This window comes from Ruegeria sp. AB6 (assembly GCF_056542685.1).
Genome location: NZ_JBQGAD010000006.1, coordinates 31456 through 45767, shown reverse-complemented (window position 1 = coordinate 45767; position 14312 = coordinate 31456). Strand labels below are relative to the sequence as shown.

Below are 14312 nucleotides of genomic sequence, written 5' to 3'. Positions count from 1 at the left end.
GCTACGCCGTGCGGCAAGCAAGAACACCCAATCGAATAAGCTCTGCACCCTTGATTTTGTGTACGCCGCGAATTCGGTTTCGTCCTGTTTCCATGAACCAAGTCTTGATGGGCTCGGGGTAGAACTCCGCCATCACTTCGCTGAAATACTGAAAATCTGAGGCACTGAGCGGCCGGCCATGACGCGACGGACCATGAAATCCAAATATTGTGTCCGGTGTTACACATGTCCCTGGCAGGCCAAGAAACATCGTACAGGTCGAATAACAGATCCGCCCGCGCAGCTCGACACGTATGCCATTTCTTTGAAGGTTCTCCAATTCGACCAAACGATCATGCAAGAAACCGCCTCGATCACTGCCAACCACCAAAGGTTGTTCCGAGTATCCGGCGCCAGGCACTGCAAGCACGCATGACAGGACAGAAAGCCCCATCACATAACCTGCAAACCGTCTCTTCCATTTGCAGAGCCTCAAACTCAGAAATTGCATTAGCCGCACTCCATTCCCGTTCGTAGTTGGGAACAGTGCTAAGGAGGGACATCGTCGTCTTGACGTGTGGCCTGGGGCGTAAATGTGCCTTTTGCGGACAAGTTATCGCGATTTTGTCTAAACGCTTTGTAACCATTCAGTGCTGTCGATTTCTGATCAGGTCCAATTTGGCAGTTCGGTTCAATTGTTGGCAAAAAGACCGGCCTTTAGCCTAGTTGGGCGACAATTTCTGGTGTGGAGCCATCTTGATCGAAAGACGCATGAATTGGCTCGCCAAAAAAGCAGCTGGCCTCCAAATCATGCCTGACAATCTCGGCCGCTAAGTCCGGTTACACTGCAGTCTCCGAAGGTTTTTTAATGCTCGCTCATCACGCGAAATCATCCAAAGCGAGAGGTATGTTCGTTCATAAGACTGGCTGGCGACCCCGGCAGGATTCGAACCTGCAACCTGCCCCTTAGGAGGGATGCGTTCATAGCGCTATTCCTTTTGTGATTTCTTACTGTTGGGTGTTTGTACAGCCTCATCCTGTACGTGGTTTGTACGAAAACGGGCCCTGATGTCGGCCTCATCGGTCTCTGCGTGAGCATAGATCCGCATGGGCAAATTGGGGTCTGACCAGCGGCCAGCTTTAGCCGCCGTGACGGGATCGACGCCCTGACGAACAACAAGCTCCGTGAAGAAGCCGTGCCGTCCTGCGGGGTGGGCAGAAAGGTACGGGATGCCCGCGCACTTGCAGATTGTCTTCCAACGCGTGTTGTAACCGGTGGAACTGCCATAGCCAAAAACACGCGCCTTCATGAGCTCGCCGGTCTTGCGGTTCTTGGGGCGTTTGGGGGGCAACGCGAGTAATTCGTCCATCATCATAGGCGATACGGTGATCCAGCTCTCCGGATGGCCCTTTTGCGCTTTTACACGGACTTTGTTTTCGTGCGGTCGAAGGTCATCCGGCTCCAGTGATACAGCCTGATCAATCCGTGCAGCCGTCTCGAACATGAAGCGGACCAACGCAGCATTGTACGGATCAGCAGCACGGCAAAATGCCTCGATCCATTCCTTATCAGCTGGCGTGCGCTCGACGCGGCTGAGCTTCCCGCGTCGCTTGTCCTGCGCGATCCGTTCAAACTTATCGTAAGGCTTCACACGGATGAGCGGCGTGCCTTCCAGCTCGTGCGCGTTGTTGATCACCGCACTCGCGGGCGTCACGATTTCACGCCACCAGGTATCGGTCGACGCCTTGGGTTTCAGCTTTGGTCCAAGGCTCTTCAATAGCGCGCCAGAAATCGCACTCAGCGACAGGTCGCCGATTGCTTCGACAATCGGGATCAACTGCTTCGCTGCTTTTGGGGACGCGTTGTAGAGCATGATTGCATCAGAGAACGTCTTGCTCGGCTCGTCGCCCACGACATAGCGACGAATCTGACGATCGGTCTCATAGTTTATCCAGTCCCGTGCGCCCTCTTCTGTAGATGCCTTAGTGCTTCGCCGGTATGGGCCGGCGATTGGCCTGCCGTTGTATTCGATCCACCCCTTGGCCCAATAGACACGGCCCCTCTTGTAAATTTGGAGCGGCATGACTGGCCTCCTTCAAAAATCGTATCAATCTGCGCGGGCGTGATGAGCATGGTCCGCCCAAGGCGATAAAAAGCGCCCGTCTCATTTGCCCGTTCGCGCAAAGTGCGTTCAGAGATGTCGATCCCCATCCCGGCCATAACTTCGACCCATTGGGCGGGCGTCTTCCCAAGCCCCAGGATCTGAGAACCGTTTGCTGTTTCCTGACCCATCATGATTAGCCATCCATGCTCGAAGTTGCGCTTTTGGGTTCTGCTTTGACTGTGAATTGAGCTACGTACTTCTCCCAAGCCCCTCTGGGGATTTTGGGGTTCCGTTTTCCTGGCGCGGTGTAGATGTGATCCAACATGTCTTCGCGGATCAGGTAGCGAACGTTGGTCACGGGTATGCCGACGCGCTCAGCAAGTTCTTTCGGCGTTTCAAGGAGTTTCATCATTCGGCACCTCTAGCTATCTCGACCACAAAACGAAGCAGGAAATTCTGTTTTGCCTTCAGGATGAAACAAAAGTACGCTCCACAAGAGAGAAACATGCGCATAGCCTCGATTTATGGTCACCTTCAACATGATTGACCATAATCGTGGTCATTGCAACTAATTTTAGGGTTGTACATGACAGTTGAAGGCCTAGGGCACCGCTTGTCGGCGGTGAGACGCCACGAGAAATTGTCTCAAGAAGAGATGGCTGAACGCCTACAAGTTAGCCGTAGCGCCTATCAATACTATGAAAGGGGCGAGCGAGACTTACCGGGATCGCTGCTCTTAAAAGTGTTTCAAGAGTTCGAAGTGGATCCCCTCTGGGTTTTGGAAGGCGAAATTGAACCTGGGATGAGTAGGCGCGAACGCGAAATGACGCAGGCCTACCGCAAGATCGGCATGGCTGTAGAAAGCCGTATCAACGAGCGGGGATTATCCATTCCGGCTGAGAAGAAGTGGGATGCTGTTGATTTCCTCTTCGCTGAGTTCCTCAAAGATGACCCTTTGAACACGACAGAAAATGCGCCGGACACTCCACGAATCGACCGAGTTTTAGGACTGGTGGCGTAATGGCAAAGGGTTCATTTTCATCGAATGTTCATGTGATGAAACCACGCACGATGTCTCTCTCAGATCGCCTTGACGAGTTTCTTGACAAGAATTGCCTGGCACCCGGAGACGCGCCTACGCGTCGCGATCCGACACGCCCCAAAACACCGGGGATCAACGCCATTAAGTGCAACGACTGCGGCCAAGCAGAGTATTTAACGAGAACCCATTGCCGGTGCGGACATTACTTGCTCGGTCAGCTTGAGGATGAATTCTTAGAATGGGCAGAAGACCTTCAAGCAGCTCACGAGGAAATGGCCAAAACTACAGAAAAAAAACTGAAGGCTCTTCGGCGTGCGGGCCTCGTCTCCATGCCATTTGTCGTTGCACCTATGCTGCATTTTGTATTCACAGGGTCTGTCTTCACGATATATGCGATGATAAGCATTGCAATTGGCATGATGATTTTAGGTGTCATGGCAGTCTCGGAAGCAAACATTTGCAGGCCCCTTCAAGAAAACAGTACCTTTCTAGAAACCTGCACATTGGAAAGTTTTTTGGAATTTCGTTCGTGGCCTCGAAACGAGGGTGAAAATTGCGAGTTATGATGAGCTTCGATTGCTGGACTATTGTTAGAGTGATGACAAAATGACCATGAAATTTATTGATCTTTTTGCCGGTCTAGGCGGGTTTCACAGAGCTCTCCATAATCTTGGGCACGATTGCGTATTCGCATCGGAACTCGATGAGCAGTTGGCTGTTCTATACGAGAAAAATCACGGTATTCGCCCTTCTGGTGACATAACAAAAGTCCCTGACGAAGAGGTACCAGCCCACGATATTTTGTGCGCCGGCTTTCCCTGCCAACCATTTTCAAAAGCGGGTGCTCAACTTGGTAGGGATTACCCTGGGTCGGGAACCCTTTTCGATGATGTGTTGCGAATTCTACGCAAACGCCGCCCCGGTCACGTAATTTTGGAGAACGTTCCCAATCTCTTGCGCCACAATGGCGGGCAAACTTGGACTGGCATGGAGGCTCAATTGGAGCGCATAGGGTACGACGTGAAATCTACTCTTCTTTCTCCTCATATGTTCGGAGTTCCCCAGGTTCGAGAACGCGCGATTATCGTTGCAAAGCAGGGTAAAAACTCTCTCGCCGATTTCACCTGGCCTGGAAGGAAAAGAGCTAAAGACGAACTAGACATTCGAGATGTCTTGGATGACCGGCCAAATGACGCGAAATACCTTCCTAAGAGCTTTATTTCTTATCTCGACGCTTGGCAGCGGTTCTTGGATATCTACCCCGAAGACGTTCCTCTTCCTTCGTTTCCAATATGGGCAATGGAGTTCGGTGCTAGTTACCCTTATGTTGGCCACACGCCTCACTCATTAATTGAACAGGCTTTAGCAGGGCTGAGAGGAGCCTATGGCGAGCTACTGTCTGGCGACCGGGCATCTGACTTTGCTGCGCTACCGCCATATGCGCGCGAGACCAAACCCCGCTTTGCTTCATGGAAAGAACGCTTTATCTCTCAAAATCGAGAACTCTACGGTTTTGCTCCAGAAGCCTTTGATGCATGGTTGCCGTCGATAAGACCGTTTGCCCCTAGCTTTCAAAAACTTGAGTGGAACTGGAAAGGCGGGCCGCGCGATATCCGAAGTGGAATTATCCAATTTCGTGCGTCAGGAATTCGGGTGAAACGACCAACCGTTGCCCCTTCGCTTGTAGCATTGACCACGAGCCAAGTGCCCGTCATCGGATGGGAGCAAAGGTATATGACTGTTCGCGAGTGCGCCCGACTTCAGAGTATGGGCAGCTTTGAATACATGCCGGCAACCAGACAAGCAGCTTACAAAGCACTAGGCAATGCAGTGAATGTCGAGGTAGTCCAGTCCGTTGCAGCTCGCCTTTTGGGACAAGATAGTCATTCATCCACTTTACATTAAGGCTTTTTCTATGACGATCCGAAAAGTTCCGATTAACCCCGGTGTAAGCGTTCTGGGTGTTTTGAAGCACCTGAACTACAAAGAGTGGTTTGCGATTGCAGAGTTCGTTGACAACTCGGTTCAGAGTTTTCGAGCCAACAGAAAAGCTCTAGCTGCTGCGGGATCGAAATACCTGCGTGTCCAGATCCTGATTTCCGAGGATGGAATCATTCGGATTGAAGACAACGCTGCAGGCATACCACTCTCAGAATTTCCGCGCGCTTTTCGTCCCGCACACGCACCTACGGACGCCAGTGGCTTGTCTGAGTTCGGCATGGGCATGAAGTCTGCTGCATGTTGGTTTGCACCTCGTTGGTCCGTTCGTACGAAGGCTCTAGGCGAGGCTGTGGAACGCACTGTAGAGTTCGACATTTCCTCAATCGTCGACCAGTCAATCGACGAGTTGGACGCAGACGAGCGACCAGCGGCGGAGCAAACCCACTATACCGTAGTTGAACTACGCGATGTCGCCCGCCTACCACGCACAAAAACACTTGGAAAAATCCGCGAACATTTGAGCGACATATATCGTCAGTTTATTCGAGAAGGTTGGCTTCAACTCGAGATTAAAGGGGAGGCTTTGACCTACGAAGAGCCTTCAATCCTCAATCAGCCTCCAGAATGGAACAAGGAGGCTGAACCTATTACCTGGTACAAAGAGATCGACTTCGATTTTGGCCAGGGCAAAAGCGCCAAGGGTTTCGCGGCATTATTCGCAACCGCTAGCACCAGACGGGCTGGCTTCGCATTGTTTCGGAGAGGGCGGCTCATTCAAGGTAGTGCCGATGAGGGTTTCAAGCCTCCAGCAATTTTTGGAAGTGCGAACAGCTTTAGACGTCAGCGATTGTTTGGTGAGTTGGAGCTCGAAGGTTTTGAGGTGTCACATACAAAAGATGGCTTCCAGTGGGACGAAAGCGAACAAGAAGCATTCTTAGAACTCCTCAAAGAGAGACTTGGAGAAGAACCCGTTCCACTCCTGAAGCAAGCTGATGATTTCCGTGCACGGAAAGCGAAGAACGATCTTGTTGTTGTCGCGCAAAAGGCTGCCGCAGAAACGGCTCATGACGCGGAAAAAGGACTTGTATCCGCGTCTACCGACCGTGATGTGGCAACGCTAGTTTCGGAAAAAGAACCTGAAGACCATGCGCGAGCGCTGGCAGACGAACACTTCGAGGCGACCATTGACGGTCAAAAATGGGAGGTCCACGTCCAACCGACCGTTGACGACTCCGAGCGAGATTGGCTGAGAATTGTAGATTCACAACTCGAAGATGGAACCCGGAAAGTCCTCATCCGCGTTTCAGCTCATCATCCCTTTAGCGTTAGGTTTATCGACGATGATGAACGTGCTTGGCAGGTAATGCTTCGGACTGCAGCGTCCATTGCGATTGGCCAATTGTTAGCGAAGCTCGGCAGTAAAGAAGCTGCGCTCGGCGCATCCGCGACGGTAAGGGGCGTAAACAAGGCGTTGAGAGGTATGGGTGAATGAGCGCGATATCTGGGACAGCAACGATTAACATCCAACCACCAAAAGGCTGCTCGTGGAGTCCTATAGAAGGTCCGGAAGTAGGAGACTTGCTTGACAGAACATTTCCTGATGATCCTGCCGCTCGTCGAAGTCTTGCTGAAGCATCACGAGCCATACTAGCACGCTGCGCTGACCCAGCTTCTAGCGCATGCAACGTAAGTGAAGCTGGTCTTGCTGTAGGATATGTCCAAAGCGGCAAGACGTTGTCGTTCACAACAGTGGCTGCGCTAGCCAAGGACAACGGCTACGCGATGGTTATCCTGATTGGTGGCACCTCCTTGTACCTGCTAGGGCAAACGGAAGGGCGACTAACAAACGATCTCGCCCTGGAAGAAAAGCGAACATGGTTGCACGTGCGCGGTCCGCGCTCCGGCATCAGTGAAGCGCAACGCAACGCAGATGTTCAAACAATTCAATCGGCCCTTGATGAATGGGAAGATGATGACTTCGATGCTGATGAGTGTCGCACTGTGATCGTCACCGTTATGAAGCACGCAGGCAACCTGAGTACGCTCGCAAAAATGATCGAACGTCTGAGAATACCTTCAGCACCAGTACTCATAATCGATGATGAGGCTGATCAAGCAAGCCTGGATGGCAATGCTGGTTCACCAAAGAAACCTACGGTTACAAAAACCTACGCTGCAATTTCGGAACTTCGAGATGGAGTGAAACTAGGTGGAGCAAATCATACGTTCTTGCAGTACACTGCCACGCCCCAAGCGAACCTCCTGATTGAGATAAGCGATGCTCTTTCGCCCAGTTTTGTGCAGGTTCTCGAGCCGGGTAATGCTTATGTTGGTGGGAGAGAACTATTTCTGGAAAAAGAGGATGCCCACATAAAGAGAATTCCTAACGGCGAAGTCGACAGGGCGCTAGAAATGCAAGAGGGGCCGCCGAACAGTTTGCGGGATGCGCTCGCTTCGTTCTTAGTTGGTATCGCTGCCGACTACTTTTCTGGATTCTCGAAAGAACCCAAAGCAAATCGATCGATGCTGGTCCATCCGTCCAGACTCACCGGAGACCACTCCAGGCTTCGCGAATGGATGGAACGCATGAAGTCTGATTGGTCCGATCTGTTGCATGAAAACGCCGAGATATCTGCACCGGAGGAACGGAATGCTCTGTTTGAACTTCTGGGCAAAGCACACAAGGATTTAGTAAGAACAGACGCTTGTCTACCTGCACTTTCAAAACTCGTTCCATTCTTGCGCCGTGCACTTGTTAGAACGGAAATCCTTGAGCTCAACAAGGGTGCGCCGCCTGTTCCATGGAGTCGCCATTTCTCATTCATTCTGATTGGAGGCCAAGCAATTGAACGTGGCTTCACTGTTGAAGGATTGACCACGACTCATCTCGCTAGAAGCCTCGGCCAAAAGTTAGCTGACTCCATTCAGCAGCGCGCGCGTTTCTTCGGCTACAAAAGAGGATACCTCGGCAGAGTAAGAATTTGGATCGATGATGATACGCGCGATGTATTCAAGGAATACGCCAAACATGAACAAGACCTACGCTCGCGATTGAAGCCGATTGCAGAGGCTGGACGCCCTTTGAGAGACTGGCGAAGGGAGTTCCTTCTTGATCCAGGCTTGAAGGCAACTCGCAGAAATGTACTTGCCCGTGGCGTTAAGCAGAGACAACTTGCGGACGATTGGTTGACTTTGGACCGGCCCGCGTTGACTGGGGCCGATTTGGAAGAGAACCGTAGACTTGTAGGGTTTCTAAAATCTTCCTTGGAATTGGACGAGGATCATGGGCACCGTGAGCGTACCCCTGAGCAACGGCACTTGATTTCTTCCCCAATGCCCGTTTCTGAGCTCCTCGGTATCTTGGCAGATGCCAGGGTTGCTGACCTTGATCAACGCGACCTACTTTATGGAGCAATGTTACAGCTCGACGCTTTCAGCGGTGAACCAGGACGAACTGGTCGAGTGGTCTTGATGGGGAAAGGCAGCCCTCGCGTCCGGACGATAGCCAACGGAAAAATCGCTCAATTGTATCAAGGGCGAAACCCTCGGTCAGGAATGCCGATTTACCCAGGCGACCGTGAAATAATGGTTCGCGACGAACCAACACTACAAATACACATGTTGCAGTCGAAGGACGGCACTTTGCTTCGAATACCAGCTTTCGCTCTCTGGGTTCCCCAGAAGTACAAGGTTGGAACACTCGTTCAATCAAAGGTTTGAGTCTATATATGGCTACGCTCCTAAGAAGCTTGAAAACGCTTAATCCTCCAAAATCTGCAACATTTAGCATTACACTGTTGAATAAAAATCCCGTCGTGTACGCCGCTTTGGATCATCTTGGTCGGCCTGCGCTATTGGTTGAAGCGAACGATGCAAGATCACGAGAAGTAGTCAGGCGAGGGCTCCGCTTGCAGCATCAAGCTTCTTGCCATGTGGACTGGAACGGGAAAGAAGAACAACTCAACGTTTCGTTGGTCGCTTGCGAGTCAGATGATGCCTCCCTTCAAGAGGCCTTCGTGTCAGTAGGCGAGATCGTGCTGCAACGCCTCAAGTCTGCTGCACAAGCAGACGTTGTCTCAATCTTAGAGGAACTCATTGAACTTCTCGAGAGGCCTGGTGAACCAAGCCGCGAGGGAGCGATCGGATTGTTCGCTGAACTCCTGGTTCTTTCGTTGGCCAACGACCCAATTGTAGCAGTAAGGGCATGGAGGGTGGGCGCGTCAGACAGGTTTGATTTGGCGCTAGGTGCGGCGCGCATAGAAATCAAAGCTTCAGGAACAAGAGAACGCCGCCATCGTTTTTCGATGGAGCAGTGTGTTCCAGACCCAGGTACGAAGGCCTTTGTTGCTTCCACACTCGTCCATGAAACCTCGAACGGTACAAGCGTTCGAGAACTGGCAGAGCGGGTTCAAGTGTTAGTAAAAGCAGACGCAGAACTTGTCATGAAAGTCCAACGCACCCTTTTTGCAGTGATGGGGCTTCCTCGGTCGGGCGAACCGAAATTCGATGAAGCACATGCGCTCACAAAACTAAGCTGGTATGATATTGAAGATATTCCGGCTATCCGCTCTGCCCCAATGCACGTGGACCAAGTCCGATATAGAATTGATTTGGAGGTTGCTGGGTCCTTGACTGTCGGCGAAGTCACGTCAAGAGCTCCCTGCCTAGAGCCATGTCTGCCAGATTGAGAGGGGACGCCGATGAGCTTACTTGAAGGCCCAATACACCCGGGTGCAGTCATTAAAGAGCTTTACCTCGATCCTCTGGAAATGGGAGCCATAGCATCTGGGCGGCGTGCCTCGGACGCGGACTGAGCGGTTGGTCAAAGGTGTAATCGGCATCACGCCTAACACGGCGCTGCGATTGGCTCGCGTGATAAGCACGTCTCTGGCCTGTTGGACAAACTTGCAGAGGAACTATGACACGGCACGGGCGACGATATAGTCGACTTGGCTAGCATCAAGCAATTCGCCGCTGCCTAGTGAATATCAGCCGCACAAATTTGTGAAATACTGCATTTGGTTTGATGAACTTTACAACACCGGACCTTTCTAAGGTGGAGGATTACTGAATGATTGAACAAGAAAACACTTGGGATGATGACAGCGTTAGTCTTTGCGCAAATTGCGCAAAGCACCCTGAGATCATAGCGCTGATCGAGAGTGACTTGGCGGAAGGCGTTTGTGGCATTTGCGCGTCCGCTTCCGAAAAGGTCTTCAATCCTAAGAATTTTCAGCAAATGGTGAATCTTTTTAGGGCGTTGATCAGGTTTCACTATAATGAAGATCGATACAACCACCACTGGGGAGGAACTTCGGTCCAAAGCCTTCTGTTGTCTGAGGAAAATCCACTGGTGAGCAATGCCACCTCGGATGAATACGCGGATGCTTTTACCATACGAATTGAGGAGGAAGGCGGGGTCTATCCCGATTATGATAAAGGAATTTGTCTATATGCAGGCAGCGATGAAGATGGGATACGGGGGCTTCAATTTTCTCTTCAAGAAACCATCTGTAGGCCATTGCGGGACATAGAGCAGGGTCTGACGTACAAGAATTTTCATTTGATTGAACCGGAAATGGACGCTCTGCTGTCCCGTGTCGAGAATGATCTTGACTATTGGATTGAAGAAGGAAGCCTTTGGTTTCGCTCAAGAACAGGAGTCAGTGAAGAATCTTATCACGTCGGTCTGGGCCAAGTTACGCATATAGCCGTGCCATTCAAACGTAACGAAATTGGAGCTCTCCCACCCCCTTCTGCAAACGCAGGACGGGCAAATCGCCAAGGTGTTTCGGTGCTGTATCTGGCGAGTGATGTCGATACCGCTCTATCTGAAATCCGACCACATCCTGGGCATTTGATCTCTGTTGGCGGCTTTCGTTCAACCGAACGTTTGCGGATCGCCAGTTTTGATCAACCGATATCAAGGTTTGCCTCATGTGATCGGCGACTTGACGATTTTTCCATCGTCCATCACGTTGACGCCCTTCTTCGCACGCCCGTCGTTCCAGAAGAACGGCATCGTTATGCTGTAACGCAACTCTTGTCTGATTGCTTAATTCGTCGAGGCTTTGACGGTATAGCATTTGGTAGCTCGGTTGGGGCTGGCCGAAATATATGTGTTTTTGACGCGGCCAAATTCGAATTTGATGAGGACCAGTCTTATGTCAGGCGCGTTGACGGCCTGCGCTACTCCTTTTCAGAGGTTGCGACGGAAACTCCGTCGGATTTTTGAGGTCACTCAACTCAGGCATTGCTTAGTGTCGCAACCCCCGCTCCCCATGCGGCTTCTGGCTGTCTAACTGTCCCTCAATCTCTCGGCGGCGGCTTTCGCTAAGTTCAAGCTTTGCGCCAAGTTCTCGTCCAGCGTCTTGTAGTTCGTTTCGTCGTTCAGCAATCCCTGCAAGGCCCTCATGGATGCGGCTTGTGAACGAATTAGCAAGGTCGCGCAGCCTTTCAAACCAGTTAGCTCCTTCTCGATCCTGCTGGTCGAGCGTTTCTCTAAGGCGTGCAATTCCGTGGCTGAGCTCTCGCAGGCCGTCACCAACCGTTCGACGGATGCGAGCAATTCGCGCTCCAATGCTGTCAGGGGCTGCGTCATCTAAGGCTCCTTGATCTCGATGCAGATGATGGGCGTCCCCGCCATCGTGCAGGTCTTCAGTTCGGTCCGGTTCGGGTCCAGCGTCACCCATGTCTGCCCGGACTGTTCGATCCGTGTCAGGCCAAGCCGCGTCATCTCCGAGCACGTGATCAAGCCCGTCCAAAACCAACTCGCGATCAGTACTGCCGCGATCCAGGCTGAGACCATCCCCACGATCACCCAGGGTGAGATCGTCAGCCAACGCCTGATCGTCTCGCTCCGCCTCTCCAACTCGCTCTTGCTGTCGCTCAGAAAGAACCTGATATCGGTCTCGATTGTATGCAGCGCGCTGGTCGCAATGTTGCTGAAACCGCTCCTGAAGCTCTCCAGCTGAGATGCCATCAAGGCGGCGTGTTCGCTGCGGATCGTCTCCAGGTCCGCGTTCAATTTCTCGGCGAGGCGGTTCGGCTTGCCAGTCGTCATGGAAAATCTCTCCTTTCAAGCGCCAGCGCTCGCCGGTGTCCGGGTCTTTGGCGGTGATGTAATTTTTGCTGGCACGGGGGATCTCGAAGCCCGCATCGGCCAAAGCATCGATCATACTGGCACGGTCAGTAATGGTGCCGACGCTGATCTGATCGAGGATCCAATCGTGCAGCGCCTCACGCCCCTGTGCGCGCGTTGGCGCTTCAATCGTCGCCCTCACTTCTCGGGCGCGGACTGGATCCAAAGGGTCTGCCCAACCGTGCGTCTTGTTCAACAGATCGCGCAGGCTGGAAAAGGCGGTCTCATGGCCTGGCGGCGCGATGTTCAGCGCTTTGCCGGTGCTGAGTTCAAGGCGTGGCGTGCAGAAGTGGAGCTCGACGTTGCCCTCATGCGAGTGGCGCACCCAAAGGCAGTCGTATTGATCCCTGTCCAGCCCAGCAAAGGCCAGAGCCTCAAATAGCTCGATGGCCTCTTGCTGGGCGGCGGGACTGGGATCGTCGCTGTCGGCAAAGCTGATCACACCTGCCGTGTAGCTCCACTTGTTGGGGCTCGCATTGATCAGGTCGCGGGTCTGATCGGGATTGCCGTGCAGCACCTCGGGCAGCAGGTCGCGAATCTTGGTTTGCGGTTCACCGGTGACGTCGCGGATGAGGTTGCGGTTCTCGTCATAGGCCAGAACTTCACGCGCTGTCAGATAGTCAATGGGGGCCGCACCGCCACCGGTGCCAGTGGAGAAAAACGAAATGATCATGCGCCACCGCCTGTGTGCGCCGCTACGATCTGCGCCATCTGCCGTTCGATGACCACCAGCTGAGCCGTGACCTGAAGCGCATCGATCTGGCTCGCACGACCGGATTTGACCGCGCCGTTGATCCAGCGGGAGAGCTGATTGAGGTTGCCGCCGACGCGGGCAATCGCAAAGGTCAGTTTCGGGTCAACTCGGGGGACGGGCTTGCGTCGACGTGCCTCGACAAGCCCCAAGGCCTCGCGCATCAGCGTGGCATTGGGCAAGCCGGCGGCGTGCGCCTTGGCCACAAGCGCTGCCTTTTCCGACGGGGTGCATCGAAAGATCACGCTCTCGGAAAGGCCCTCTTTGACGCCGCTTGCGCGCGTCTGGTTGGGGTTTGAAGGGGAGGCTTGCCGCCCCTCACAAGTCCCGCCGATGTAATCGGTGGGTAACCTTGCTCTCTGCTCTTCGTGGGGATCGGTCGCACTCATGCTCTGAGCCCCGCCGCCTCGATTTCAGCGGGGCTGACCAGGTTTGCCGCCAGCAAAGCCGTCACTTGGCCGGGCGTTATGTGGCGGCACAGCGGGTGACGATCTGTGACCCAGTCGGCCAAGCCTTTCAGCAGTTCGGCCTCTTTGGCTTTGCCAGCTTCTCGCGCCTCCTCGGCGTCCTGAAGGTATTTCAGCCAGCGGCCAGAGGAGAACCAATTGTCGGAGAAGCACACCTTGGATCGTGTGAAACCTTCGCTCTCACTCGCATAGGCCCGCACGGCGTCCTCGAGGTCTTTGGCATCCACGCCGTCGGCCAATGCTTGGCGGATCTGTGAGAGGCAAATCGCTTTCCCGCGAATGCGATCCTCCGGATAGGCGGACAAAATCTTCTCAGAAACATCATCCTCCACCGCCGCCTTCGCGTGCGAAGGATTTGGTTTTTGATATGGTTTATATCTGTTCTTATAGGATTTGCCCTCTGGGGCAGATGGTTTGCCCTCAGAGGCAAATGCATCATTTTCCCTTTCGGTCCGATCGATTTGCCCATTTGGGCAAATGGAGTTGCCCAAGGCATACCAACAGGTCCGGTCATAGCGATCATCGCTGAAATTGCCCTTGATGATCAGATCTGCGCTGACCAGTTTTTCGAGCGCTGTGCGGATCTGCTTTTCGCTCAAATAGGGGAACAACTCACCAAAGGCCGAAATTGAATTGTAGGTCCAATACCGCCCGTCGCGCAGGTTGCGGCGGTTGGCTCGGTTCTTCTCGATCCAGAAGGTGATGTTCTGGAAAATCACCGCCGCGTTCAGGCCAACACGTCCGGCAATTTCGGGATCAAAGCTATGGCGGCTCATGTTCGGCCCCCGAAATACGCACAAACGTGCGAATTTTGTACAGGTTTTGTACGAGAAATCGGCCGTTTCAGCCGATTTCGCCGCGAAAGCCAACGGGACTTTTCGCAGGC

The 14312-nt window shown here is 53.0% G+C and carries 13 protein-coding genes; 7 read left to right on the top strand and 6 right to left on the bottom strand.

The window, feature by feature from the left end; genetic code table 11:
- Nucleotide 1: 1 nt before the first annotated feature.
- The 3 genes from ACR0DB_RS13495 to ACR0DB_RS13485 all read right to left on the bottom strand — a co-directional run bounded on the left by ACR0DB_RS13495 (nt 2) and on the right by ACR0DB_RS13485 (nt 2496).
- Nucleotides 2-490 carry a hypothetical protein gene (locus ACR0DB_RS13495; RefSeq protein ID WP_170786280.1) on the bottom strand — a complete coding sequence of 163 codons (489 nt, stop codon included), beginning with the start codon at nt 488-490 and terminating at the stop codon, nt 2-4.
- Nucleotides 491-968: 478 nt separating this feature from the next.
- A complete protein-coding gene (locus ACR0DB_RS13490; protein WP_480551540.1) occupies nt 969-2063 on the bottom strand; it encodes a tyrosine-type recombinase/integrase in 1095 nt (364 codons plus the stop codon).
- Between the two features lie 214 nt (nt 2064-2277).
- Nucleotides 2278-2496: a hypothetical protein gene (locus ACR0DB_RS13485; RefSeq protein WP_480551538.1), complete on the bottom strand. Its 219-nt coding sequence runs from the start codon at nt 2494-2496 to the stop codon at nt 2278-2280.
- Nucleotides 2497-2670: 174 nt separating this feature from the next.
- On the opposite strand from ACR0DB_RS13485, the gene ACR0DB_RS13480 reads away from it, so the two are divergent.
- From ACR0DB_RS13480 to ACR0DB_RS13450, 7 genes are all read left to right on the top strand, one after another.
- Nucleotides 2671-3105, top strand: coding sequence for a helix-turn-helix domain-containing protein (locus ACR0DB_RS13480; protein ID WP_480551536.1), 435 nt, complete (start codon nt 2671-2673; stop codon nt 3103-3105).
- A complete protein-coding gene (locus ACR0DB_RS13475; RefSeq protein ID WP_480551534.1) occupies nt 3105-3692 on the top strand; it encodes a hypothetical protein in 588 nt (195 codons plus the stop codon). The genes ACR0DB_RS13480 and ACR0DB_RS13475 overlap by 1 nt, the downstream gene beginning before the upstream one ends.
- A gap of 40 nt (nt 3693-3732) precedes the next feature.
- On the top strand, nt 3733-5031 hold the full coding sequence (locus ACR0DB_RS13470) for a DNA cytosine methyltransferase (protein WP_480551532.1): 1299 nt from the start codon (nt 3733-3735) through the stop codon (nt 5029-5031).
- A gap of 10 nt (nt 5032-5041) precedes the next feature.
- Nucleotides 5042-6559: an ATP-binding protein gene (locus tag ACR0DB_RS13465; RefSeq protein ID WP_480551530.1), complete on the top strand. Its 1518-nt coding sequence runs from the start codon at nt 5042-5044 to the stop codon at nt 6557-6559.
- The gene (locus tag ACR0DB_RS13460) at nt 6556-8787 is read left to right on the top strand and encodes a Z1 domain-containing protein (protein ID WP_480551528.1); all 2232 of its coding nucleotides are present in this window, start codon (nt 6556-6558) and stop codon (nt 8785-8787) included. Before ACR0DB_RS13465 ends, ACR0DB_RS13460 begins: the two co-directional genes overlap by 4 nt.
- Before the next feature lie 8 nt (nt 8788-8795).
- Complete coding sequence (locus ACR0DB_RS13455) at nt 8796-9755, top strand: PD-(D/E)XK motif protein (RefSeq protein ID WP_480551526.1); 960 nt, start codon at nt 8796-8798, stop codon at nt 9753-9755.
- A 383-nt stretch (nt 9756-10138) separates the two neighbouring features.
- Nucleotides 10139-11302 carry an RES family NAD+ phosphorylase gene (locus tag ACR0DB_RS13450; RefSeq protein ID WP_480551524.1) on the top strand — a complete coding sequence of 388 codons (1164 nt, stop codon included), beginning with the start codon at nt 10139-10141 and terminating at the stop codon, nt 11300-11302.
- A 22-nt stretch (nt 11303-11324) separates the two neighbouring features.
- On the opposite strand, the gene ACR0DB_RS13445 is transcribed toward ACR0DB_RS13450, so the two are convergent.
- From ACR0DB_RS13445 to ACR0DB_RS13435, 3 genes are read right to left on the bottom strand one after another with little or no spacing between them, the layout of a single operon-like run.
- Nucleotides 11325-12881 carry a relaxase family protein gene (locus ACR0DB_RS13445; protein WP_480551522.1) on the bottom strand — a complete coding sequence of 519 codons (1557 nt, stop codon included), beginning with the start codon at nt 12879-12881 and terminating at the stop codon, nt 11325-11327.
- Complete coding sequence (locus tag ACR0DB_RS13440; protein WP_480551520.1) at nt 12878-13348, bottom strand: plasmid mobilization protein; 471 nt, start codon at nt 13346-13348, stop codon at nt 12878-12880. Before ACR0DB_RS13440 ends, ACR0DB_RS13445 begins: the two co-directional genes overlap by 4 nt.
- Nucleotides 13345-14202 (bottom strand): hypothetical protein, encoded by an 858-nt coding sequence (locus ACR0DB_RS13435; RefSeq protein ID WP_480551518.1) that lies wholly within the window; start codon nt 14200-14202, stop codon nt 13345-13347. The genes ACR0DB_RS13440 and ACR0DB_RS13435 overlap by 4 nt, the downstream gene beginning before the upstream one ends.
- Nucleotides 14203-14312 lie beyond the last annotated feature (110 nt).